General features: G+C 72.4%; 18 protein-coding genes. 6 read left to right on the top strand and 12 right to left on the bottom strand.

Going from position 1 to position 24,514, the window contains the following annotated elements:
• Positions 1 to 67: 67 nt before the first annotated feature.
• Positions 68 to 1,240, bottom strand: a complete 1,173-nt coding sequence (locus PYR91_RS16410; protein WP_279780678.1) for a sensor histidine kinase — start codon at positions 1,238 to 1,240, stop codon at positions 68 to 70.
• A gap of 332 nt (positions 1,241 to 1,572) precedes the next feature.
• Between PYR91_RS16410 and PYR91_RS16405 the strand changes: the two genes are divergently transcribed.
• Together PYR91_RS16405 and PYR91_RS16400 are read left to right on the top strand one after the other, a co-directional pair.
• Positions 1,573 to 2,352 carry an ABC transporter permease gene (locus PYR91_RS16405; RefSeq protein WP_279780677.1) on the top strand — a complete coding sequence of 260 codons (780 nt, stop codon included), beginning with the start codon at positions 1,573 to 1,575 and terminating at the stop codon, positions 2,350 to 2,352.
• A 52-nt stretch (positions 2,353 to 2,404) separates the two neighbouring features.
• A complete protein-coding gene (locus PYR91_RS16400; RefSeq protein WP_279780676.1) occupies positions 2,405 to 3,145 on the top strand; it encodes a class I SAM-dependent methyltransferase in 741 nt (246 codons plus the stop codon).
• Positions 3,146 to 3,166: 21 nt separating this feature from the next.
• On the opposite strand, the gene PYR91_RS16395 is transcribed toward PYR91_RS16400, so the two are convergent.
• From PYR91_RS16395 to PYR91_RS16370, 6 genes are all read right to left on the bottom strand, one after another.
• A complete protein-coding gene (locus PYR91_RS16395; protein WP_279780675.1) occupies positions 3,167 to 4,435 on the bottom strand; it encodes a hypothetical protein in 1,269 nt (422 codons plus the stop codon).
• Positions 4,435 to 5,895: a hypothetical protein gene (locus tag PYR91_RS16390; RefSeq protein ID WP_279780674.1), complete on the bottom strand. Its 1,461-nt coding sequence runs from the start codon at positions 5,893 to 5,895 to the stop codon at positions 4,435 to 4,437. The genes PYR91_RS16395 and PYR91_RS16390 overlap by 1 nt, the downstream gene beginning before the upstream one ends.
• Positions 5,895 to 8,933 (bottom strand): hypothetical protein, encoded by a 3,039-nt coding sequence (locus tag PYR91_RS16385; RefSeq protein ID WP_279780673.1) that lies wholly within the window; start codon positions 8,931 to 8,933, stop codon positions 5,895 to 5,897. Before PYR91_RS16385 ends, PYR91_RS16390 begins: the two co-directional genes overlap by 1 nt.
• A 92-nt stretch (positions 8,934 to 9,025) precedes the next feature.
• Positions 9,026 to 10,066: a serine hydrolase gene (locus PYR91_RS16380; protein ID WP_279780672.1), complete on the bottom strand. Its 1,041-nt coding sequence runs from the start codon at positions 10,064 to 10,066 to the stop codon at positions 9,026 to 9,028.
• Between the two features lie 89 nt (positions 10,067 to 10,155).
• Complete coding sequence (locus PYR91_RS16375; RefSeq protein WP_279780671.1) at positions 10,156 to 10,635, bottom strand: Clp protease N-terminal domain-containing protein; 480 nt, start codon at positions 10,633 to 10,635, stop codon at positions 10,156 to 10,158.
• The gene (locus PYR91_RS16370) at positions 10,632 to 10,868 is read right to left on the bottom strand and encodes a hypothetical protein (RefSeq protein ID WP_279780670.1); all 237 of its coding nucleotides are present in this window, start codon (positions 10,866 to 10,868) and stop codon (positions 10,632 to 10,634) included. Before PYR91_RS16370 ends, PYR91_RS16375 begins: the two co-directional genes overlap by 4 nt.
• Before the next feature lie 272 nt (positions 10,869 to 11,140).
• On the opposite strand from PYR91_RS16370, the gene PYR91_RS16365 reads away from it, so the two are divergent.
• Both PYR91_RS16365 and PYR91_RS16360 read left to right on the top strand, forming a co-directional pair.
• Positions 11,141 to 11,704: a dihydrofolate reductase family protein gene (locus tag PYR91_RS16365; RefSeq protein WP_279780669.1), complete on the top strand. Its 564-nt coding sequence runs from the start codon at positions 11,141 to 11,143 to the stop codon at positions 11,702 to 11,704.
• A 281-nt stretch (positions 11,705 to 11,985) separates the two neighbouring features.
• Entirely contained in the window at positions 11,986 to 13,431 is a 1,446-nt protein-coding gene (locus tag PYR91_RS16360) for an Ig-like domain-containing protein (RefSeq protein WP_279780668.1), read from the top strand.
• A 229-nt stretch (positions 13,432 to 13,660) separates the two neighbouring features.
• Here PYR91_RS16360 and PYR91_RS16355 read toward each other — a convergent pair whose 3' ends face one another.
• The 4 genes from PYR91_RS16355 to PYR91_RS16340 all read right to left on the bottom strand — a co-directional run bounded on the left by PYR91_RS16355 (position 13,661) and on the right by PYR91_RS16340 (position 18,252).
• Positions 13,661 to 14,806 carry a DUF6596 domain-containing protein gene (locus tag PYR91_RS16355; protein ID WP_279780779.1) on the bottom strand — a complete coding sequence of 382 codons (1,146 nt, stop codon included), beginning with the start codon at positions 14,804 to 14,806 and terminating at the stop codon, positions 13,661 to 13,663.
• 6 nt (positions 14,807 to 14,812) lie between these two features.
• Positions 14,813 to 15,220 (bottom strand): YciI family protein, encoded by a 408-nt coding sequence (locus tag PYR91_RS16350; protein WP_279780667.1) that lies wholly within the window; start codon positions 15,218 to 15,220, stop codon positions 14,813 to 14,815.
• Between the two features lie 114 nt (positions 15,221 to 15,334).
• Positions 15,335 to 16,615, bottom strand: coding sequence for a pentapeptide repeat-containing protein (locus PYR91_RS16345; protein WP_279780666.1), 1,281 nt, complete (start codon positions 16,613 to 16,615; stop codon positions 15,335 to 15,337).
• A gap of 173 nt (positions 16,616 to 16,788) precedes the next feature.
• A complete protein-coding gene (locus PYR91_RS16340; RefSeq protein WP_279780665.1) occupies positions 16,789 to 18,252 on the bottom strand; it encodes an SMP-30/gluconolactonase/LRE family protein in 1,464 nt (487 codons plus the stop codon).
• 436 nt (positions 18,253 to 18,688) lie between these two features.
• On the opposite strand from PYR91_RS16340, the gene PYR91_RS16335 reads away from it, so the two are divergent.
• Positions 18,689 to 19,357 (top strand): HAD family hydrolase, encoded by a 669-nt coding sequence (locus PYR91_RS16335; protein ID WP_279780663.1) that lies wholly within the window; start codon positions 18,689 to 18,691, stop codon positions 19,355 to 19,357.
• 151 nt (positions 19,358 to 19,508) lie between these two features.
• Positions 19,509 to 21,608: an NACHT domain-containing protein gene (locus PYR91_RS16330; RefSeq protein WP_279780662.1), complete on the top strand. Its 2,100-nt coding sequence runs from the start codon at positions 19,509 to 19,511 to the stop codon at positions 21,606 to 21,608.
• On the opposite strand, the gene PYR91_RS16325 is transcribed toward PYR91_RS16330, so the two are convergent.
• Complete coding sequence (locus PYR91_RS16325; protein ID WP_279780661.1) at positions 21,553 to 24,387, bottom strand: hypothetical protein; 2,835 nt, start codon at positions 24,385 to 24,387, stop codon at positions 21,553 to 21,555. The two genes, PYR91_RS16330 and PYR91_RS16325, sit on opposite strands and share 56 nt — an antisense overlap.
• Positions 24,388 to 24,514: the final 127 nt, after the last annotated feature.

The raw sequence follows: 24,514 nt of genomic DNA, 5'->3' as shown, positions 1-24,514 counted from the left end.
CCGTACAGAAGCCGGACGGACACCCGCGAACCGCCCCGAGAACGCGGCCCGGTGCCGGAGGTACGGATCACGAAACCTCCCCATACGGAAGCCGGACGGATACCCGGAACCCGCCCTGGGGGCGTGGCCCGGCGGTGAAGGTTCCGCCGTAAAGGGTGACACGCTCGCGCATCCCGATCAGGCCGTGACCGTCCGGGGACGCGGGCAGGGTGCGCGTGCCGGGCCCGTCGTCGGTGACCTCGACGCCCACCTCGCGGCCGTCGGAGGTGACGGTCACCGCGCAGCGGGCCGGGGCGGCGTGCTTGACGACGTTGGTGAGGGCCTCCTGGACGATCCGGTAGACCGACAGCTCCACCCCCTCGGGCAGTTCGTCCGCGTCCACCTTCAGGTCGACCCGCACCCCCGCCATTCCCGCGCGTTCGACCAGGCCGGGCAGCCCGGCGAGCCCCGGCGCGGGAGCGAGGCCCGCCTGGGCGGGCGTCCCCGGGCCGGACGGCTTGGCGGGGTCCGCGTGGGCCGGGCCGGCGGCGGTGCGCAGGACGTCGAGCATGTGGCGGAGCTCGACCAGCGCGCCGCGGCTGGTGGTCTCGATGACGGCCAGGGCGTCGCGCGCCTCCTGCGGCCTGGCCTCGGCGACGTGGTTGGCGATGCCCGCCTTGACCGCGATCACGCTCATGCTGTGCGCGACGATGTCGTGCAGCTCACGCGCGATGCGCAGCTGCTCCCGGGCCACCGCCCGCTGGGCGAGCTGCTCGGCGGAGCGGGCCATGAAAGCCCGCCTGTCCCGCACGGCACGGCCCACGGTCAGGGCCCCGCCCAGGGCCACCAGGCCGCCGGGGAGCAGCCCGAGACGGTTCATCCACCAGGACGGCGTCTCGGGCACGGACAGGCCGATCGTCGCCACGGCCAGCAGGCCGGCGGCGCTGAGCGTGCCCATCGCGGAGGTGGACACCTGCCGGCGGGACGGCCGGCCGACCGCGACCGTGTAGAGCGCGAAGGCCGCCGCGACGAACGGGTCGCGCAGCACACCGAGGGACATCGCCACCGCCGACATGGCCAGGACGACGCAGAAGACCGGAAGCGGCCACAGCCGCCGCACCGCGACGGGGAGCCCGACGCCCGCCACGACCAGGCAGGGAACCAGCCCCAGATCGGCCGGCAGCGTGACGGCCGTGTAGAGGGCGGCCGCCAGGCAGTCGAGCCCGATCAGCGACCGGCGGCCGAGGGGCGGATGGTCCACGTCATGACGATATCCACGGGCCGGGGGCGGCGACGTCATCCCGTGGTCTGATGCCGCCGCCCACGTCAGCCCCCGCACGGACCCGGCGTCCAGCCCTCGGTCCGACGCGCCGGGGCACCGGCGTGCGAAACCGTGAAGCGCGTGATCGAAGCCCACCAGCCGCCCAAGCGCCAGGGACCCACGACGGCCCTCGGTGAACCGCCCTGCCGTCAGCCGGCGGTCGTCGGGCGAGGACAGCCGGTCGCCGGCACCGAGCCGGCCTCCCGGGACGCCCCGCCCGAGGACGCCCGTCCGGGCCCCGCCGCGTCCGGCCCGCGACACGGGAGCGGACGGTGAGCGCCGTCCTGTCGGCCGAATGGCTGAAGCTCCGCTCGATCCGCTCGACCGGCATCGCCGTCGCCGCCGCCCTCGCGGGCATCCTGCTCGGCGTCGTGGTCGCCTGGTCGGCGGTGAACGTCTTCGACGGCGCCTCGCCCGAGCGGCGGGCGACGGCCCGCATAGCCGAGATCGAGCTGGTCACCCTCCTGGTGCCGCAGCTGTGCATGGGCGTGCTGGGCGTGCTGGCGATCACCTCCGAGTACGTCACCGGGACGATTCGTCTCACCTTCACCGCGGAGCCGCGGCGCCGGAGGGTACTCGCGGCCAAGGCCGCGATCGTCGGAGCCGTGGCGCTGGCGGTCGGGCCGGTGGTCGTGTTCGCGACCTACTTCGTCAGCCGCGCCATGATCGGCGATCGGTTCGGCGGCGTCTACCTCGCGCCGTTCGCGGAGAAGGCGCCCATGATGCTCGCCTCGGGCGTGTCGGTGATGGTGTTCGCGCTGGCCGGGCTGGGCTTCGGCGCGATCCTGCGGTCGTCGGCGGGGGCGATCGCCTCGATCGTGGTGCTGGTCTACCTGCTGCCGATGATCGCCGGGAACCTGCCGGAGCCGTGGAGCGAGCGACTCGGCTCCGTGATGCTGCCCGCGCTGCCGGGCCAGATCACGGGCGCCGACCTGACCCATTCGGTCTACGGGGCGCTGCTGCCGCCTCCGGTGGCCGCGGCGCTCCTGGCCGCCTACGCGGTGGTGCCGCTCGTCGTGGCGGCCCTCCTGATCACCCGCAGAGACGCGTGACCGCCGCAAAATCGTTGGACAGTCCGTGCGCCTCATGACGATCGTGGGGGACATGGAACAGGAGATCTGGGACGCCGACACCGCCCGGCGCTATGACACGCCGGGCACCGGCATGTTCGCGCCCGAGGTCGTTGGGCCGGCCGTGGACCGCCTGGCCGCGCTCGCCGGCGACGGGCGGGCTTTGGAGTTCGCCGTCGGGACCGGCCGCGTGGCCGTCCCGCTCGCCGGGCGGGGCGTGCCCGTCACCGGCATCGAGCTGTCACCCGCGATGCTCGACCGGCTGCGCGAGAAGGCCGACGAGACGGCGATCCCGGTGGTCGCCGGCGACATGGCGACCGCCACCGCGCCCGGGACGTACACGCTCGTCTACCTCGTCTACAACACGATCTCCAACCTGCTCACCCAGGCCGAGCAGGTCGCGTGCTTCCGCAACGCCGCCCGCCACCTCACGCCCGGCGGCCGGTTCGTGATCGAGCTGTGGGTCCCCGAGCTGCGCCAGCTCCCGCCGGGCCGCCAGGCCACGGTGTGGCAGTGCGAGCCCGGATACATCGGCCTTGACACCTACGACGTCCTGCTGCAGCACGTCGTGTCGCACCACTTCCAGTTCGACGACGGCAGGCAGGCCCGGCTGTCCCGCAGCCCGCACCGCTACATCTGGCCCGCCGAACTCGACCTCATGGCCCAGCTCGCCGGCTTCGAACTGGAGACCAGGCACGGCGACTGGTCCGGCGCCCCCTTCACCGCCGACAGCCGCTCCCACGTGTCCGTCTACCGCATCCCGCCGGACCGCTGACGACGGGCGGCCGCACCACGCCTACCGGGCAACCTTCGCATGGGCCGCCGCCAAGGCCCGCGACACGGTCCGCATATCCCGCTGGGACATGAACGACATGATGTAGTCGACCGCCACCCCCTTCGGCAGGTGCCGCACGGAGCGGTCGCCGGGGGCGCGTGGCGCGACGAGCACCCGCTGGGTCGAGGCCTCGCCGATCTCGTCCTTGACCAGATCGGCCTTGTCCCCGAGCAGGGCGCGCAGGCTCCTGACGGTGCACTCGGCGGTCGAGCCGTCCGGCCGGGGCAACCGGACCGTCTTGTCCAGCTCCCGCACGAAGCCCTTGGCGATCTGCCTCATCGCCTCCGACACCCGCCCGCTCTTGACCTCCAGCACCCAGACCGGCGCGGCCTCCAGCGGCTCCCCGCCCTGCCCTTTCCGGACGATCCAGATCGAGCCGTCGTAGAGCTGCCCCAGCCCGGCGCCTGAGGTCTTGCTCGCGTAGGCCGCCCCCTCCACGAAGACGATCTTCCATTCCGGGCCGAGCAGACCCGCCAGTCTCTGCGCCCGTCTGGCGCCTTCGGACATCAGATGCAAGACCCACGGATGGCGAAGTGCCAGCCCCTCGCCGAGGATCCCCTGGATTCTGACGGCCAGCGCGTCGACGTTCTTCACGCCGGTCGAAGCGACCGCCTCCGCCATGGAGAGCCAGATCGGGTCGCTCGGCCGGAAGAAGAAGCTGAGTTGCTGCATCAGGACGAACGTGGCGGGTGAGGAGTCCGCCATCGCGCCGGTGAAGACCTTGTACGCGGCGCGCGCGTCCTCCCGGCTGACCTTCCGGGGGGCCGCCTGAACACCTTTGCGCGGGGCGCGCCCCGGCGTCCCGCCGCGCCGGACGATCGCCGTCATCTCCTCCACCTCCTGGTCGAACCACCGGGCGAACTCGCCCGCGTCCTCGACCTCGCTCCTGCTCAGCTCCGCCTTCAGGGGCTGCCACGCGCGCCGCAGCTCCAGGAGCTCGTCCACGGCGAACGACGCCTTGCCCGGATGGCGGACGGCGAGCTGGAACTGCTTGTAGACGCCCTTCATCAGGGGCACCAGCGCCGAATGCTCCCGCAGCAGGTCTTCGCCGAGCGCGCGGATCACCGGTTCGATCAGCAGGTCGGTCTCGACCCCACGGGCGCCCTTGCGGAACAACCTGATCTGGGACGTGCTGAGGATCAGCTCCTCGATCAGGTCGGGATCCACGTGGTGCATCTTGTCGAGCCACTGGGTCAGCTCCTGGATCCGCGCGGGGATCTTGGGAGCCATCAGCCGACGCTCAGCAGCGCGCCCGCCACCGACAGGATGATCGGCACGGCCGACGGCTCGACGTCCGCCAGGCACTCGCGCGGGTCGAGATCGGACAGGCTCTCGGCGGCCGTCTCCAGGTACTCGGCGACGGTGGAGACGACGTCGCCCACCGACAGGCCGACGTCCAGCGCGATGCCGGCCGGCGGGCAGACGACGGTGAGCGCGATGGTCAGCGCGCCGAGGCCGAGATCCCGCAGGACGCCCAGGCGGGTGCCGGCGATCTCCTCATCGGCCTGCGCGGCGGCGAGATTGTCCAGCATGCGCTCGTAAAGGTCGCGGTCGATCACCGGCAGCCGGTCCAGGGCGGCGGCGACCACCTTCCGGTGCGTCCAGACCGAGTCGCCGATCTTCGCCGCGATGAGCCGCTCGGGCAGGCCGCCCCCGCGTACGTCCTGCTCGCCGACGACCCTGGCGGGGCGTCTGGCGCGCAGGGGCTCGTAGAGCCGTTGGGTTGCGTTCCACGTGCCCTGGAGCCGGGTGAACACGAGACCGCTCAGCTCCGCCGGCTTGTCGACCGCCGTCACCACGGACTCCAGGTCGAAGCGGAAGAGCACGGCGGCGCCCGCCGCCTCGTCGAACAGGGCTTTCACGTAGGCGTCGCGCGCCCGGCGACCGGCCTCGCGCGTCTTCTCCAGCTTGGCGACCCTCGTCGGCGAGACGATGCCGACCTGGTCGCGGCCGAGAGACCGTCTCTGTCCCGCCTCCTCCTCCTGCGCTTCCCGGTTCAGCTCCTGAACGGTTCTGGCGGACGGCGCGAGGCGTTCCAGGCGGTCGCGCAGGTCGCGCACCGCCTCCTCGTCCTCCTGGATCTCGGCCGCGGGCAGGGCCTGGAGCGCCGCCACCGCACCGTCGCGCGACTTCCACTGGAAGTAGCGCATCGCCTCGTCCACGACCCGCCCGGCGCTGCGCCGCAGCATCGTCAGGACGATGTCCCTGGCCGTGTCCTCCAGGCTCCGGGCCTTGCGCAGCACCTCCAGCCGGAACTCCAGGGCGGCCTTCTCGTAGGCGAGGATCCACTGTGAGATCTCCGTCAGTCCCACGTCGACGATGCGCAGGCTCAGCGGGGACGCCGCGCCCCGGCCGGGATGCAGCTTGAGTAAGCGCATCTGCGCCAGCTCCCGGCCGACGGCGACGATCGGGCCCCAGCCGTAGACGAGATACGCCATGGTCAGGAAGTCGAGCAGGGCCGCCTCGTCGTCGTGGGGCAGCTCGTACAGCCGTCCGTTGACGGTGACCAGGGGACGCCGCGGCGGCGCCCGGTAGGCCAGGTGGTCCCGCTCGCGCGAGGCCTGGGCGCTTCGGGGCTTGTCCGGTCCGGGATCCACCACGACCAGCACCGAGGCGGCGTCGGCGGGCCCGTCACGATGCCGCGCGACCTCGGGCTCGCCGGTGCCGCCCAAGGTGGTCCCGCCGGCCATCAGTCGTCGCCCGGCTGCTCAAGGCTCACTTTGAAGGGAGTCTCCGACAGCTCCGGATCTTCGAGGTCCCCACGCTTGATGCGTGCTCTGCGCCGGTCGGCCTCCAGCTCGGCCGCGCGGGCCTCGGCGACCAGGCGGCGCAGTTCGGCGGCCCGCGAACGCTCGACGTAGTCCTCGGCGGTGGTGCGCTCACCCAGCCGGGTGCTGATGGTCAGGCCCGGGGTGGGGAAGACCAGCTCGTCCGGGGTGTCGGCGGTGCCGCCGAAGGCGTCCCGGAAGCCGGTGCGCAGCACCTCGACGAAGTCGCGCAACTCACCGGCCGGCTGCGGCGCCAGCGGCACCGCCAGGTGGGGGCCGTTGACGGCGATCACCCGGGGCTCGAACATGCCGACCTTGAGCGCCCCCTTGGAGCCGGCCTCGATGTGACGGGCCTGCTCGGCCGGCGAGAGCCCCTGGAACAGCGCGAAGCTGTAGTGGTCGGGGTGCTCGTTGAGATGGCTGAGCAGCGCCTCTTCGCGTTCCCGCGCGGCGGCCAGCTCGTCCAGGGGGAAGGCCATCGCGAGCTGGTCGGCGGTGCTCAGCCGATCCTGCTGGGCGTTCGCCTGGGCAATCACGACCTCCTTCTCGGCCTCCATGTCGCCTTGGGAACGCTTGGCCAGGTAGGCGCCGTAGGACTGCTGCAGCCGTCCGAGCAGGCCGGAGATCCCGCCGTCACCGGCGGTGTAGAGGCCCTCTTCCCTTGCCCGCCCGCTGGACCAGTTCCAGTCGACCCGTCCGACATGGTCGCCGATCTTGACGCCGAGGCCGGCCTGCTCCTTGTCCCAGTCGGACTTGTCGTTGAGCGATTCGAGCGTGGTGGCCGAACCGGGCGCGGGAATGACGGCCACGAGCGGTTCGGCGTCGGTGATCGCCGGCACCTTCGGGAGGCCCGCGAGTCCCGCGACCACGCTGGGCAGGTACTTGCCGGCCAGCCGCAGGAACAGCCAGTGCTGGGCGTCCGCACGCTCCTCGTCCTGGATGGTCTGACCCGGGGGAATCCTCTTGAGCGCGGCGTCCGGGGTCGCGCCTTCGAACTTCTTGTAGGCGGCGGCGATGTGCGTGAGGAGCTCCACCACGGCCTTCTCCTGCGCGGTGGGCACGGGAACGCCCGAGCCCCGCTTCCCCTTGCCGAGGCCGTCGGCGGCGCTGTCGACCTGGCCGCCAAGAGCGGCGAGATCAGAGATGATCTCCTTGGCCTTCTCGTAGGCGCGGGTCTTACGGCAGGCGGCGAACCCCTCGCTGAGGGAGCCGTCGAGCAGCGCCCGCTGGAGCGTCGACTCGTGCCGGCGCACCAGCTCGCGGGTGAACTCCTTGGTGGCCAGCGGGTTGGGCAGCAGCGCGACGAGCATCATCCGCTCGGGCCGGGGGGCGAGCGTGACCCTGTAGTGGGCCAGGGTCTCGAAGAAGTCCAGGGTGAGCGTGCGGGAGAAGTTGGCGTTCTTGATCTTGCGGGTGACCCGGGTCTGCTCGCCGGTCTCGACGGCGTCGGTGATGCGCGTCGTCCGGATCGCCCTGACCCGGGCGGCGGACTTCTGGGTCGACTCCTTGACACGCTGCTGGGTGACCCGGGCGATCGACTGGAGATGGCTGGTGTCGCTCACCTGCCCACCGGCCCCCACGGTGATCGACCCGTTCCCGGTGCTGTAGGTGGCGTCCACCGAGCCTTCGAGCTGCCACGCGAAGTCGTGCCGGTTGGTCAGCTCGGAGAAGACGTCGTCGGTGTCGCGCTGGGTCTGGACGCTTTCGAAGGACTGCTCGACGTCGGTCTGGGACGACTGGTCGAGGGTGCGCAGCCGCCGCTCCCAGCTCGACACCTCGATGGTCATCTCCTCCTGCGGTGCCAGCGCCAGGCTGCTGCGCAGGTCGCCCTGGCTGAAACCGGTCAGCGCCCACGTCTGCCGCCAGGGCAGGAACACCGCGACGGGCAGCCCGATCGGATTGGCCGGCGCGGGGGGCGCCCCGCTGATCTTCGTCCACTTGGCCACGCCGTCCGCCAGGACCTGGACGGGTGCCGGGTCCTTCAGATGGATCCGATCGGCCAGCGCACGGTTGGCCAGGCGCCGCCCGTCGAGCGCCGCGGCGGCCTCCCGGCGCCCGTCGACCAGCGTGACCTGGTCGTCCCCGACGGTGACGGTGGCGGTGCCGTCCAGGCGAAGGGCGCTCACGTGCGCGCTCGACAGGGTGACGGAGACGGGACGCCCATCGGTGCCGGGCACCAGGGGCCGGGTCAGGAAGCCCGCCATGTCGTCCACCACGACCTCGGCGGCCGTCACCCGCTCGCCCCTGCTCGGCGGCTCAAGCCGCAGGAGCCTGGCCTGTCTCCCCTTCGTCCACGCGACGGCCGGCCGGCCGTCCAGCAGGGCTCGCGTCACGCTCTCGTGCAGCTCGACGTCGTGGACGACGGCGCCCTGGTCGACCCGGCCGTCGGCGAGCAGCCTGTCGACGCTCGGCTCGCTCAGCTGCACCAGCGGCACGTCGACGGCCAGCTCCACCAGGAACGGCTGGGTGCCGCCGTCATGAGGCCCGGCCATGACCAGGGTCTTGCGGCCCGCGCTCAGGGAGGCCACCGCCTGCTCGTCGAGCTCCAGCACGATCGTCTTGTCCTCGAAGGGGACCTGCTTCGTGCTCACGACCTCCTTGAGATGAGCCGAATCGATCACGAGCTCGGTCGGCGCCCAGGCGGTAGGCTCGCGCCCCTCGACGAGCCGGTCCAGCGACAGCCCGCCCAGGGGATCGCGCAGCTCATGCGGGACCTGCTCCGGCGGCCGGGGACCCACCTTGGCCAGCTCGATCTTTCCCACCTTGACCAGCCACTCGTGGTAGGCCGCGTACTTGCCGCCGGTGGGGTCGATCACGACCTGCTGCGGCTCTTCCCGCGCGTCCTCGAACTCCGAGTGCAGGAAGACGAACTGCCCGAAGTCGAAATGCCGGGTGATCTGAAGGGCGGGCAGCGCGTCGTCGTGGTTCCCCGGCGGACGCGGCGAGTTGTGGTCGGGCATGCCTGCCTCCCGAGTCCGTCAGGAAAATCCCCAAATTAACACCGCTCCGGCGGGGTGCCCAGTGCCCGGACGACACTGTCGGTGGCTCACCGTCACGATCGGGGGGGCGCCGGGCGAAAGCACGTCTCGAAGAGGTCGGTGAAGGTCTCCAGGTAGTCGTTCCAGTCGCCGTTCAGGTTGCTCACCAGCAGATGGGCGCCCTGGCGGTCGCCCATCGCGTAGGACGTCGAGCCGGGGATGGAGCCGCCGCCGCCCCAGAGCGTGACGCCGCACGGGAGCCGCTGGGAGTAGACGCCGAGGCCGTACGCGGTGTCGGGGACCCAGTCGGCGCCCTCCGTCGAGACGGTGGTGAACATCTCCTTCTGCTCGGCGGGCGGCAGGAGGCGGCCGCGCAGCAGGGCGCTCAGGAAGCGGTGCAGGTCGGAGGTCGTGGAGACCATCCCGCCGGCGGCCCAGGCCCAGCTCACGTCCATCTCGGTCACGTCGTGGATCTCCGCTTCGGGGCCGGTCTCGCCCAGCCTGGAGTAGTGGCGGGGGTGCGGGTCGCGGATCGTCGTCTCGGCGGCCGGGAGGTAGGTGCCCGTCAGACGCAGCGGGCGGGCGATGCGGCGGTCGATCTCGTCGGCGAGCGTCGAGCCCGTCACCCCCTCGACGATCATCCCGGCGAGGGTGTAGTTGATCTTGGAGTAGATGAAGCGCGCGCCGGGTTCCTCGGCGGGTGGGGGCTCCTCGCCGGGCAGGGCGTCCGGGAGGCCGCTGGTGTGGTTGAGCAGCCGTCTGACGGAGATCTCGGCGCCGTCCGCGCCGGGGATGTACTGCTCCACCACGCCCGGCAGCCACTTGGCGACCGTGTCGTCCAGGGTCAGCCCGGCCTCGGCCGCCAGTTGCAGGACCACCGTGCCGGTGAACGCCTTGGTGAGGCTTCCGATGCGGAAGTGCTCGCCCGGGCCGCGCCCGCGGCCGGTCGTCAGGTCGGCCACCCCCGCGGCGCCGAACCACGGTGGCGTATCGGCGTCCCTGAGTTCGGCGACCACGCCGGGGCCGCCGCCGTCGGCCACGGCCCGGTCGAGCGCGCGCTGGATGCCGGCATGGCCTCGGTCGCGGTCGGTCGCGGAGGCGTCGGAGGTCGTCATGGCGGTCCCGTCATGGTTGGGGGTGGCTGGAGAGAGGTGCGCGAGCGCGGAGCGGCGTCCCGTGGAGCGGTGAAGAGAGCGCCCGCCTGTCACTCGGGGCCGTCGGTGACGGCGCCTTGGACGCGGGCCAGCAGGTCGGTGCGGTCGACGCCGGCCAGGGCCAGGGCGCGTGCCACCGTGCCGACCTCGCCCCGCAGGATTCCGAGCAGTACGTGCGCCGGCCGCAGATCCTTCTTGCGGGAGGCCGCGCCGAAGGCCCGCTCAAGGGACAGCCTGGCGGTGGCGCCGAGGGCCGGCGGCTTGGACGTTCCGCCCGTGCGAGAGAGGCCGAACGAGCCGCGGGACACCCCGACCGCCGCGAGGCTGTGGTGGAACTCCCGGTCGAGAGCGGCCACGATCGCCGGGTGGTCGAGGCCGGCCGAGGCCAGGACCCGCTGCGGCGCGGTGCCCTCCTGGGCCGCGACGGCCAGCAGGAGGTGCTGCGCCTCGACCGTGGCGGACCCCTGCCGCCGCGCCTCGACCGCCCCCTCCGTGATGACCGTGTGGAGATACCTGTCGAACGCGTTCACGGTGAGCGTCTCCTCAGCTTGACGCCGGCGGCGATGAGCCGCTTGGCATGCTTCCCGTGCACCGCCTGACGGGTCACACCGAGCGCCTCGGCGACCTGCGGCCAGGCCCAGCCGGCGCGCATCGCCTGCTCGACGGCGGCGTCCTCCAGGTGGTCGGCCAGGCGCCGCAACGCCACCACGGCCGCGAGGGCGTCGGCGGGGTCCTGGGGGACGGGGATGTCACTCGCGGGCATGCAAGCAACATTAGTTGACTAACTCGGAGATAGTCAACATGAGTTGCTTACGTGACGATCCTCTCCCCGAGGACGGGATCCGCCGATCAAGACGATCCCTCCCCCTAAGGACCCGCTGATCGAAGAGTCATCCCCGCCGTTCGACCGCCCGGCGCCGTCCGGCCCGGCACGATGGCAACGAGAAGATCCCGTGCGGACCGATGGGTTCGGCCCCCCGCAGCCCCCGCTGCCCGTCCGAGCCTCATCGCCGGCCACAAGGAAGGACGGCCCTCATGGCCCTCATCGAAGCCGACATATCGATGTCCGTGGACGGCTACATCACCGGCCCGGGCGTGGACGAGCGGCCCGGCCTCGGCGACGACGGCGAGATCCTGCACGCCTGGCTCGGCCACGAGGAAGGGCAGAAGCTGCTCGCCGCCACCTTCGCCGCGACCGGCGCCGTGATCACCAGCCGGAAGGTGTACGACGACACCGGCGGCTGGGGCGAGGACGGCTTCTTCCACAAGCCGGTGTTCGTGGTCACCCACCGGGCGCACGAGCCCGTGGTGAAGGGCGACACCACCTTCACCTTCGTCACCGGCGGCATCGAGGAAGCGGTCGCCCGGGCGGCCGAGGCCGCCGGCGACAAGCGGGTCCACATCATGGGCGGGGCCGGCGTCATCCAGCAGGCGCTGGGGGCCGGTCTCGTCGACGAGCTGCGGCTGCACGTCGCGCCGATCGTGCTGACGTCCGGGACCTCACTGTTCGACCAGCTCGGCACGGCCCTCAAGCTCGACCCGCTGACCACCGTCACCACCCCCGACGCCACCCACCTGACCTACCGGATCGTCCGGTGAGGCAGGGCCCGCCCTCGGGACCGCCGGCCGAAGCCGGCTGACCCCGCCGAGGGCCGGCGAACCGATCGAGCGGGAACGACGTCTGGGGAGTGTGCGGCTCCTCGTCGCCCCGGACGCCTCACCGTGTGCGGAGACGCCACGTACGTGAGGCCGCCCTACCGGAGCCCGCCCGCGTCCGCGACACGATGACCACCCGAGCCGACACGTTGCGACGTTGATCGATCACACGCAGTAGCGTCGTGGAGTTGATCTACGAGGCCACCCGGAGTGGGAGTTCAGTGTTGATTTCGCAACGTTCTAGATCCGCCCTCACCGCGCTGACCTGCGCCCTGTCGGCGCTGCTGGCCGCATCGGGCACGCAGGCGGCGGCGGGTACGTCCGCCCAGGCCGCGGATACGTCCGCGCAGGCGGCCGTGCGGCAGGCCGGCGCGCGACCCGCCAACACGCCCTGTGTCCGGCCGGGGCAGGCGACCTACCCTGTCATCTACTACTGGAAGAACGCGTTCGGCATGCAGCTGGGCAACGGGGCGATCTCGGTCGACACCTCCCCGTCCCTGTGGGGCGGGCAGATCGCACCGGGCGGCACCTTCACCCTCACGATGGCGCACCGCACGGCCAAGTGGCCGCTGCTGGTCTCCCGTTACACCACCACCTGGGACGTCTCGTCACTGCTGGCCAACGCCGACGTCGTCAGCGAGTCCGGAGCCGGCGGCATCGGCGGCACCACCCTGACGATCCCCTCGTCGGGCACCAAGACCGACCCCGCCCCGAAGGTCATCACCTTCCGCGTCAAGCAGGGCACCATCGGGCGAAGCATGACCATCAGGCCGACCGGCATCAGCAGCGTCATCGCGGCTCCGGGCCAGCTCGGGAACAACACGGCCGCCCCGCCGATCCAGATCGTCGCCGGGCAGTCCATCTCGCCCACCACCGCCGTCAACGACACCGCCACCACCAGGCAGGACACCGCCGTCACCGTGCCCGTGCTGGCCAACGACACCGGCACGGCGCCCACGGTCAGCGGCGTCACCCAGCCTCGCAACGGCACCGTGCGGATCTCCGGCAACCAGGTGATCTACACACCGTCCGCGGGACTCAGCGGCACCGACACCTTCACCTACACCGTCACCACCGCCTGCGGAACCAGCACCGCCACGGTCACCGTGGCCGTCACCTGCCCCTACACCCCGGTCAGCCTGACCAACGGCAGCTTCGAGGCCCCGCCGGTCGCCACGGTCGACTACAACCTGCCCGACGCCTCAACCAACCCGGCCATCGGCTGGCACACCACCGCCACCGACCGCAAGCTGGAGCTCTGGAACGGCACCGGCATGGGCATCCCGGCGGCCGACGGCGGGCAGTTCGCCGAACTCAACGCCAACCAGGTCTCCACCCTCTACCAGGACCTGCCCACCGTCCCGGGCACCCCGATGACCTGGTCGCTGTACCACCGAGGCCGCCTGGGCACCGACGTGATGCGCGTACTCATCGGCGCCCCCGGAGCGACCACGGCGCAGACCCCCACCGGAACCACTACCCCCGACCTCACCGACGGCAACACCGCCTGGGGCCACTACACCGGGGTCTACATCGTCCCGCCCGGCCAGACCACCACCCGCTTCGCCTTCGAGTCCGTCTCAGCCGCAGGCGGCACCCCGACAGCCGGCAACTTCCTGGACGGCGTCACCTTCCAGACCCCACCCTGCCTCCCGATGCCCCAGCCATGACCACACCCACAGAAACGCACCACACCAGCGCCCCGGGCTGTAGCGGCCCCTGAGCCGGGCAGAAACCGAAGGCCCCTGGCGATCAACGCCAGGGGCTTCGCCATGTCGGTCCGTCCGGTGTGGGCCAACTCCTCGGTCCACGCCTCCGGCCGTCCCATACGCCTGGGGTCAGGTAGGCCACCGGGTCGCCGGCATCCGTCCACGGATCCCCGTCATCACGACCCCGTGCTCATCCGCGCAGCCGCCCGTTCAGGCGTGCGGCCTGTCTTGTGAGGTGCTCGCATTCGGGGAGGCTGGCCGCCGCTCGGGCGGCTTCGGCGTAGAGCCGGGCCGCGGTCACCGGGTCACCGTCACGCTCGCGCAGGTACGCCTCGACGGCGACGTAGCGGGGCAGGGCGGGGTCGAGCCCCGCCAGGGCGGCCAGGCCGGCCCGCGGGCCGTCGGCCTCGCCGACCGCGACGGCCCGGTTGAGGCGGGCCACCGGGCTGCCGGTGAGGCGCACCAGTTCGTCGTACCACTCGACGATCTGCACCCAGTCGGTCTCCTCGGCCTTCCGGGCGTCGGCGTGGAGCGCGGCGATGGCGGCCTGGGCCTGGAACTCGCCCAGGCGGTCGCGGGCGAGGGCCGTCTGGAGCACGTCGACGCCCTCGGCGATCAGGCGGGTGTCCCACAGGCTTCGGTCCTGCTCGGCGAGCGGCACGAGCCTGCCGCCTGGGCCGGTGCGCGCCGGACGCCGGGCGTGGTGGAGCAGCATGAGCGCGAGCAGGCCCGCGACCTCCTGATGATCGATCCTGGCCGCGAGCTGGCGGGTGAGCCGGATCGCCTCACCGGCGAGGTCGACGTCGCCGGAGTAGCCCTCGTTGAAGACCAGGTAGAGCACGCGCAGCACCGTGGCGACGTCACCGGGCTGGTTGAACCGGACGCCCGCGACGGTCCGCTTGGCCCTGCTGATCCGCTGGGCCATGGTCGCCTCCGGCACCAGGTAGGCCTGAGCGATCTGACGCGTGGTCAGGCCGCCGACCGCGCGCAACGTGAGCGCGACGGCCGACGCCGGTGTCAGGGACGGGTGCCCGCACAGGAAGTACAGCTGGAGGGTGTCGTCCACCGCCTCGCCCGGCCCGGGCAGGGGCTCGCCCTCGACGCGCTCCTCGCGGTGCCGCCGGGAGGCGTCGGCCCGGGCGGCGTCGAGGAACTTGCGCCAGGCCACGGTGACCAGCCAGCCCTTGGGGTCCCGCGGCGGGTCGTCCGCCCACACGCGCACGGCCTCGACCAGGGCGTCCTGCACGGCGTCCTCGGCCGCCGCGAAGTCGGCTCCGCGGCGGACGAGGATGCCGATCACGGTGGGGGTGAGGGTCCGCAGCTCGGCCTCATCCACCATGCGTCACTCCGTGATGGTCGGGGGCTCGGTCAGGAACGGGCGCAGCTCGAGCCACTCGTGGATCGGCTCCCCGGCCGCCCCCGGAGCCGCGGACAGCTCGCCGGCCAGCTCGAGCGCCCGCTCGTAGGAGTCGACGTCGATCACCATCCAGCCGGCGATCAGGTCCTTGGTCTCGGCGAACGGGCCGTCGGTGACCGGCGGCCGTCCCTCGCCGTCGTAGCGGACGAAGGTGCCCTCCGGGGAGAGCGCCTGACCGTCGACGAACTCGCCGGTGCCCTCAAGCCGGTCGGCGAAGTCCTGCATGTACTTCACGTGGGCCGAGACCTCCTCCGGCGTCCACTTCTCCATCGACACGTCGTTGACCGCCGCCGGCGCGCCCCGGTAGTGCTTGAGCAGCAGGTACTTGGCCATCGTGTATCTCCTCAGTGCGTCGCGGCCCATTGTGGCCGTGTTCGCTCCAGGGACGAAACCGCGCGCGGGTTCTCGACGTCCACCGCGAGATTTCTTTCGCGGGACTGCGCCCACTCACGTCCCGGGGGCCCCTGCGGGGAGCCTGGTCTCGTCGTCGGTCTCGGCCGCGTTCGGATTCGCGCCGGTCAGGTCCGCTCCCGTCAGGTCAGCGCCCTTGAGGTCCGCCCCCTTCAGGTCCACCCCGCGCAGGATCGCCTCGCGCAGATCCGCCGTGCGCAGGTCCGCCCCGCGCAGGCTTGCCCCGCTCAGGTTCACGCCGCGCAGATCCGCCCCGCGCAGGTCCGCCTCGAACAGGTCGACCCCGCTCAGGTCGGCCGAGCCCAGGTCCGCCGCCCTCAGGTCCGCCTTGAACAGATCGACCCCGCGCAGGTCGGCGCCGCTCAGGTCGGCCTCGCTGAGGTCCGCCATGAACAGCACCGCGTGCGGCAGGTCGGCGCTGTCCAGATACGCCCCGTGCAGGTCGGCGCCGGACAGGTCGGTATAGGCAAGGTTGGCCCCATTCAGGGAGGCCCCCCGCAGGTTCGCCCGCGTCAGCACGGCGGTGCCGAGGTTCAGGCCGCTCAGATTCGCGCCCGGAACACGGATGCGCGGCAGGTCGCAGCCGCAGACCCAGGCGTGCCCGAGCTCGGTGGTCGGCGCGTCGTAGACGCTGCCGAGCACGGTCAGGGCCATCTGCACATCGGTGGCCGGCTGCCCGGGCGGCCCGGCCTCCGCCATCGAAGCGTGCTCGCGCACGTACGCGGCCATGACGTCGACGGTCGCCACCCGATCTCGCTCGGAGTCCCGCGCCAGGCGCCGCAGCGTGTGGATCGCGTCCAGGCGGACCTCGATCCTCCCGGAGCCGAGCCGCTCCACGGCTTGGCCGTAGTCGACGCTCCGCTCGTCTCGCGAGGTCTCCACGGACCTGGCGTCGTCGTAGACCAGGCTGCCCGTGAGCAGCAGCAACCCCAGTACCAGCCCCCAGGTGCTCACCCGCTGAAGACGCATCCCCCGTTCGGCGGCGAGCGCCACGAAAGGTTCCTCAGGCGGGCCGTCCTCGATCTCCTCCGGCCCGAGCGGCCGCTCGCCGGGGCTGCGACGCCGTCTGCCCGCGAACCGGCAACCGGCGCCGACCAGGAGGGCGACGGCCGCGAGCATGGTGAGCACCAGGGCAGGAAGATCCGCCGTGGAGTACGGCGGCACCAGGTGAGGAGGAAGCCACTCCAGAACCGGCCGCCACCAGCCGGGGTCAGACGCCCCCGCGAGCAGATACGGGGCCACGGCGGCGACGGTGACGACGACCACGCCGGCCGACCAGACCAAGATCCGCCGCCGCCGCGCTTGCCGTGAGGTCACACCAAGCATTCGACCCGAAGGTGAGTGCCGATGTAACCCCTTCGACGGAAACCTGTCCCCGCCGGCCCGATGCGACCTCCGGTGTGAGGCGTCCGGCCGGCCGGACGTCTCACACCGGGGACTTCGGCGGCCCTTCCACCGTCCGTCGATACAGATACAGGCAGCGGCGAAGGTCAGTACGGCCAGCCGGGGACGTTCAGGTGGACGCGGTAGAGGCCGAAGTTTCCGCTGTTCCCGCCCCGGGAGGGCGTGCCCGAGGTGATGTACAGCGTCTGGCCGTCGGGGCCGCCGAAGGCGACGTTGGTGGTGTTCAGCCCTGCGGATATGGTGCCGAGCTTCACGCCGGACGGCGCGTACACGTGGACTCTGCCGTCGCTGAAGGAGGCCTGGTAGAGGTTGCCGGCGCAGTCGATGGTCGCGCCGTCCGAACCCGACAGGGACGCGAAGTCGGCACGCGCGCCGACGCTGCCGTCGGCGTTGACCGGCCACTTGTAGACCCGACCCGTGCCGTTGCCGCCGACGTAGAGCGTCCTGCCGTCGGGGGAGAGCACGATGCCGTTCGGCTGCCGGATGGTGTCGTCGATCAGCGAGACGACGCCGTCCTTGACCCGGAACACGCCGGTGCGGCCCGACATCTGGTCCGGCCGGTTCGCGCGCTGGAAGTCGGGGTCGGTGAAGTAGACGGTGCCGTCGGCGCCGACGGTGAGGTCGTTCGGCGAGTTGAAGGCGCGGCCCTGGTGGGAGGAGGCCACCACGCCCCTCGTCCGGTCGGCCAGGCTGAAGGAGGAGACGCTGCGCTGGTCGTGCGTCGCGGCCAGCAGCGTGCCGCCGTCCCGGCTGAGCGCCAGGCCGTTGCCGCCGGCGCCGGCGATGAAGGTCTCGAAGGTGTTCGGCTCGGTGAACCGCAGCACGTCCGAGGGCTGGACGCCCTCCGGCCCGGTGCCGTCGCGCATCGACGACAGCAGCAGGGTCTGGGTGGTCGCGTCCCAGGCCGGGCCCTCCAGGAAGTTGAACCCGTCCCGGATCTTCGTGGCGGTCACCGACGCCGCCGGCAGCGGGTTGGGGTAGGTCGTGCCCGGCGTGCACGGCCCGACGCCGGGACGCGGCGTGCCCGGCGAGGTGGTGGGCGTAGGTGTCGGGGTGGGGGTCGGCGTGGGTGTCGGGGTCGGCGTGGGTGTCGGCGTCGCGGTCGGCGTCGGAGTGGGGGTGAGGGTCACGGGCCCACTGCACATGAACCCGTTGAGCCAGAAGGTGTTGGGCAGAGGGTTGGCGCCGGTGAGCCTTCCGGTGAATCCGATGCCGCTGACCGTGGCGTTGGTGGCGATGGAGCCGTTGTGGGACGCGTTGGTGGCGGTCATGCGTGCGCCGGACTGCGTCCACGTGGCGTTCCAGCCGGACTCGATCCTCTGGCCCGAGTCGGGGAAGTCGAACTCCAGCTTCCAACCGCTGACCGGGTCGCCGAGGTTGGTGATGGCCACGTCACCCTGGAAGCCGCCACCCCACTGACTGACGATCTTGTACGTCACCTTGCACCCGGCGGCCGCCGCCGCCGGCCCCGTCACCGCCGCGATCCCACCGCCGACGACCAGCGCGGCGGCCAGCCCGGCGGCCGCGACAGGGGCGAGACTCCGTCTCATCGGGAAGTCCTTTCGGAGAACGACGTCAGACAGCCGCCGCCCGCGTCGAGGGTGCCGGTCGGGGGCCGGATTCAGCGGCACGCCACGCGGCGCGCCACCGACCGAGCCTCCCGAAATTAATCGATTGAGTGGACGGGTCGCGATCGGTCCCCCGCCACGGCGTTCACCGTGTGAGACGCGCTGTGATCACCCGCCGCGCGGCGACCGCTGACGCGCCGCACCGACGACCGCCTCAACCTGGGTGAACGGCGACCGCCCGCCGGCCCGGCGAGCCGAGCGGCGACCGAAAGGACCCCGCGCCGCAGCGCTGAAACGTTCAACCGGCCAAAGGCCGCCGGCGACCGTGGCCGAGGCCCTCGGAGAGAAGCCGGCGGGGGGAATCGAACCCCTGACCTACGGTCTCACGCCGGCCCTTGGAGAAGTAGCCTGGCGACCCGTGCAACGGCTCGCGCTCTTCGACCTCGACGACACCCTCATCGATCTCCGAGCCGCGTTCCGGCTGTGGGCGGCGGAGTTCGCCGACGACCACCGCCTCGGCCCCGGCGCGGCCGACTGGCTGACCGCCCTCGACAGCCAAGACCTCCCCCACCGGCAAGCGTTCTTCACGCAGGTCCGCGCCCACTTCACCCTGCCCGCCCCGGTCGACGACCTGTGGGCCGCCTACCGCCGCCGCATTCCCTCCCTCGTCCACTGCCCCGCCGAGATCCTCGACGGCCTCTCATCGCTGAGAGCCGACGGCTGGCGCGTGGGCATCGTCACCAACGGCGCCGCCGACAACCAGTCCGCCAAGATCCGCCGAACCGGCCTGGCCGACGTGGTCGACGGCTGGGCCCTGTCAGGCGCCGAAGGCGTCCGCAAGCCCGACGCCGCCCTCTTCGAGATCGCCGCCCGCCGGTGCGGAGCATCGCTGGACGACGGCGGCTGGATGGTAGGCGACGACCTCGCCAAGGACATCGCGGGCGGTCGCGACGCCGGCCTGCGCACCATCTGGATCAACCACGGTTCCGCCGGAAGCCGTCACAACGCGGACCACATGGTCACCCATGCCCCGGAGGCGGTGGAACTCCTGCTCAGGAGCCGTCGCTCCCAGGGGCACCCGCTTTAGCGGGGGTGTCGATCCCGCGCGGGCGGGGGCGACCGATCCGTGCCGCTCCCCCGCCGGTGGCCGAAAGGCCGGGACGAGCTCGCCGGGACGGCTGCCGGTCCCCGGGACACGGCGATTCCCATCGACGAAGGCGTGCGGGACGATCGGGGGCATGGGACGACGACGCGAGAGGGCGGGAGACTGGCGCCTGCCGGCTTCGGTGCTCGTGGTCGGCGTCGTGGCCACGCTGGTCGTCACGGTGATGATCGTCAAAGGCCTCGACTACGCCAACCAGCTCTCCGGAGTGCTGGGCCTGACGGCACTGGGCGCCAGCCTGACCACCTGGGCCGCGCGGTCGCGCCGCCATCCGCCGGGTCCGGAGCAGCTCGACCGGGCCGCGGCGTTGCTCAGAAGCGTCGTGCACGTCCGCTGGCGATCGGAGGCGGCGAGCCGCGGGCTGGTCGACCCCGGCCCGCTGCGCGTGATGTGGAAGCCGACAGGCAGGGAGATCTCCGACCACCACGACGTCATCGGCGGCTCGGTGATCGGCAGCAGCGACGACGTCCCCCACCTGGCACAGGCCTTCCTGCGGCTGCCCCGGAGGCGCATGGCCGCCATCGGGCCGCCCGCGTCGGGCAAGAGCACGCTGGCGCTCCTGCTGACGCTGGAGCTGGCCCGCGAGTCCGAGCCGGGCCACCCGGTGCCCGTGCTGCTGTCCCTCGCCTCGTGGGACCCCCTTCAGGAAGGGCTGGCGGCCTGGATCGCCAGGCGGATCACGATCGACCATCCCTCGATCAGCGGCGCCCCGGACTTCGGCCCCGACATGGGTGGGCGACTGCTCGCGTCCGGCCGCCTGCTGCCGATACTCGACGGGCTCGACGAGCTGCCCGCCCACTTGGCCGGGCCGGCGCTCACCCAGATCAACCGGGCCATCCCCGGGGACGCCCCCTTGATCGTCACCTGCCGCGCGGCGGAGTACGAGACGGCCGTCGAGTCCGGGGACGTCCTCACGGCGGCCTTCGTCGTGGAGGCGCAGCCGGTGCGGCCGCACGACGCCGTGGAGTATCTGCGCAGATCGATACCGCCGGGCAGGGCGAGCCGGCGCTGGAAGCCGGTCTTCACGGCACTCGACCGCCAAACGCACCAGCCGCTCACCCAGGCGCTGTTCAGCCCGTTATGCGTCTCGCTGGCCCGTAGCGTCTACCTGGCCCAGGGCGACCCGGCGGAGCTGCTCACCCTTCCCGACCAGGAGTCGATCGAGCGCCATCTCATCGCCGCACTCGTGCCGTCGGTCCTGGCGGCCGCCGACCCGCCGCTGCGCTACAGCGACTCCCAGGTCCTTCGCTGGCTGCGCTTCCTGGCCCGCGCAGGCGGCAGCGACTTCGCCTGGTGGCGGCTGCACCGGACGCTGCGCGCCCAGACGCTGGCCGCGTCGGTCGTCGTGGCGGTTCTGGCGGTGGCCGCGGCCGTCGCCATGGCGGCCGTGGCCACGACGGCCACCGGCATCGCCGGGCTCGCCACGGGCGTGACGGTCGCCTTCGTCTTCTCCCTGCAGGCGGTGATGAGGAACCTGCGCGCGGAGAACCCCCTCGTCAGCCCGGCCTTCCAGCTGGCCGGCCGCGTCGGGGCGCTGGGCCGGCACCTGGTGCGCGGCGGGTGGGAGGGGCTGCTCGCGGGGACGATGGGCGGAGCCGCCGCGGTCTACCTGATCAGGGTCGTCGCCGGGCTGGACGTCGGCCCGACCCGGATCCTCGCCGGGGGTATCGCGGGCGGCCTGCTGGCCGGGCTCACCCGGGGCGTGGTCTCGTGGAGCCTTCGCCCCGTCTCGGTCGCGGGCGACACCGGCCCCGCCGAGACGCTGCGCGCCGCGCGGAACCGGGGGCTGGTCATCGGCGCCGGGCTCGGGGTCGTCACCGGAGGGCTGTGCGCGCTGGTGATCGGCCTGTTCCTCGAACTGGCGCTCCAGGTGGACGGCGCGGCGCGGCTGGGCGTGCTGCTGGGTGCGAGCTTCGGCGTCATCATCGGCGCCGGCACGCTGCTCACCGGCCCGTGGTTCCCCTACATGCTGGCGCACACCGTGCTGGCCGCGAGAGGCCGGCTGCCCTGGCGGCTGATGACGTTCCTCGACGACCTGTACGAACTGGGCGTCCTTCGCCGAATCGGCCCGGTCTACCAGTTCCGGCACCAGCGGATCCAGGAGTTCCTCCGGGGCGACGTCAACGGCTCCGGCGGAGCAGGCCGGGCAGCCGCTCCGGCGGCATCCGCACCGTGAAGGTCTCGCAGGCGTTGCAGAAGTAGGGCCGCCCGAAGGTGAACTCGACGGCGCCTCGCCCCAGGTTGATCTGCAGCAGGCCGTCGTCGACGTCCACACTGCCCAGACTCGCCGCAAGGTTCGGCGGCAGGTGCGGCCGGAGCGCGGCGGCCAGCCGCTCACGGCCGGTGCGCGAGAAGGCGGCGGCGGTGAAGACGTCCCGTGTGGTGAGCGTCCTGCCGAAGGCGCGGTCGAAGTCGACCGCGTGCCCGATCTCGCGGGGGCGGAGGCCCACCGTCCGCACCAGGGACACGTACCGGATCGAGATCACCGTGGAGTCGTCGCGCACCACGGTGAACCGGCTCGTCACGGAGTTCGTGGTGTGCGTCCCCCCCTCCGGCGTGGGCCTCGGCGGATACCGCCGGTAGTCCTCCAGCGTCGTCTCCACCAACTCCCTGACCGGGGCGCTCAGCGCCGCGCCGATCCGGCCGCGCTCCCCGGCGTCCCCGCCTTGCACGAGAGGGTGGCGCACGTCGACGGTGAGCTGCGGGTCGCGGTGTTCCACCCGCCAGGTGGCCGTGGCGATCGCGACCTGTCCGTCGTCCTGGGCCAGGCGCGCCAGCGGCGCCGCCGCGACCGCCAGCGTCAGCGCGGCGCCGTACCGCAGGACGGGCCCGCGTGGCGCCCACCCCGGCCGCATCATGACGCCCACGGCCACCGGGATCCCGGCGAGCAGCCCCATCTGCCACCCCACCCCCGAATACGCCTCAACCAGGTCGCCGGGGCCGAAACCGCCGTCCAGCAGGGCCGCCTCAAGCAGCGCCCGGACCAGCATCACCAGCCCGCCGGCCACCACCGACAGGCCCCACACGGCCAGACCGGCCGAAAGACGCCGCTCCCGCACGTTCAGTCTGCGCAGGCCCAGCCAGACCAGCCCGCCCAGCGACAGGGCGTACAGCATCCCCGTGATGATCTCCAGCACCCAGTGAAGGTCGGCCCCCTGGGGGCCGGGCACGAGGGGCAGCGACGGGAGAGCGAGGAAGAACCCGTCAGCAGGCACGGTGACCTGGCCCACCGGCCGCCCGACGCCGAACCCCTGGAACGCGCCCGCGACCACGGCGACCACCACGGCGATGCCGGCGGCCTTCACCGACATCAACCTGAGTTCGTCCCGGCTCGGCGTGAACGCGGCGGTCTTCCGCTTCCAGACCCCATAGTCCGCGGTCAGCTTGTCCCAAACCCTGTCGAAATCCTCGTCCTCCCCCAAGCTGCCCAGGTCGAGGACGCTGCGGACGACCCTGAACCCGACGGCGACATGCACGAGAAGCATCACGAGGGCGCAGAACGGCACGTACACGGCGGTGAACGCGGCGGCCTCGCTCACCGTCGCGCTGGTCGGCGGACGCTGGTCGGTCAGCGCGCGGGCGATCGTGCCGCCGCCGTTCCACGCGAGCTGGGCCGCCAGCGCGAGCCCGCCCAGCAGCGTCAGGTACGCGCCGACCGGGAGGATCCGGTTCGTCTGGCCGCGTACCGCCGCGTAGCCGAGCAAGGCCGACAGCACCAGGAAGGTGCCCGCCACCGACCAGAACCAGAGCAGGGCGGCCTCGTCCCCCGGGGGGCTCGGCGGGGTGAGCAGGAACAGGGCCCGGCTGAGCAGGGGCGCGTCCACGATCTCCGCCTGGCGGACCGGGGCGGGTGAGAGCGACGCGACGGCTATGCGGAAGTACGTGTACAGGACGGCCGCGCCCGCCACGAGCAGCGCCCACCGCCGGTCGGGGCGCACGGGGTCGGGCTCGGCGCGAACCCGCTCCCGGGCGGGAAGGCGCAGCCGGATGGCCGTGACCACGAGCGCCAGCAGCAGCGGGGGCACCGCGATCCGGGTGGGTTCGCTCACCAGCGCCGCTCCTGTGTCCTCGGCGTACTCCGCCACCCAGCCGATGTTCAGCGGGCCGGCGGCGTACAGATCGAGCATGCCGTCGCCGATGGCCGTGACCGCCGCATAGGCGGGCGGAGCCGCGCACAGCGCGATCCACGCGACGACGAAGGCCCGGCCCGGCCTGCCTTCCACGGGTAATCGCCGGCGCAGCAGCGCCTCGACCCCGCCCGCCACCCCGGCGGCCACCACCACCGCGAGCACGCCGAGATGACGGTCGTCGATGACGAGCCAGCGCAACGGGATGAGAAGGGGCTGGTCACGAGCGCCGGAAGGGCCCAGCCGCGTGGCGATGACACTCCAGATCAGCGCCCAGCCGACGACCAGGGACGGCAGCACCCAGCCACGGGCCTGGAAGGGACGCGCGGCGCGCTCGGAACCCGCGGGCAGCTCGGGATCCCAGACCCAGACGACCAGGCCGGTGAGCGCCCCCATCGTCACCCCCCAGGCGGGCGCGTAGGTCAGCGACCCGTAGAACAGGCTGGCCGGCGAACCCTCGGGTTCCCCGGCGCCTTCGACGCCCGCCCGCACCAGCGCCCACACCAGGACGGCCAGCACCCCGGCGGGCGCCCCCACCAGCGCCCCGGATCCCACGTAGCCCCGCCAGGACCAACCGACATCCGCCCACCGGAGCACCGCGTACATCCCGACCGCCAGCACCACCGCGAAGACGACCAGCGCCGCCACCGTGCCCGGCGTCAGCGCCTCGCCCCGCCCGGGAAAGACCAGAGCCCGACGAAGCACCCGAGCCGGAAGGTTCCCCATGGCCGACAGCAGCTCGCCGAGCGCCGACAGACCGAACAGCCCGGAGAAGAAGAGCGCCGAACCCGCGGTCACGAGCAGGAACCTGCGCGCCATCATCGCCACGAACCACTACACCACGCCACGACCGACGTGTCCGCGAGATACGCACTCGCCGACGGACAGCCGGCCGTCTCAGTCCGACGGCGGGCTACGACTTGAGGCGGTCAGAACGGCCGGGTGACGCGTGAAC

Origin of the sequence: Sphaerisporangium sp. TRM90804, from assembly GCF_029846175.1 — a bacterium.
In the GTDB taxonomy this organism is placed as follows: Bacteria; Actinomycetota; Actinomycetes; order Streptosporangiales; family Streptosporangiaceae; genus Sphaerisporangium.
This window is presented reverse-complemented; position numbering and strand designations above follow the sequence as displayed.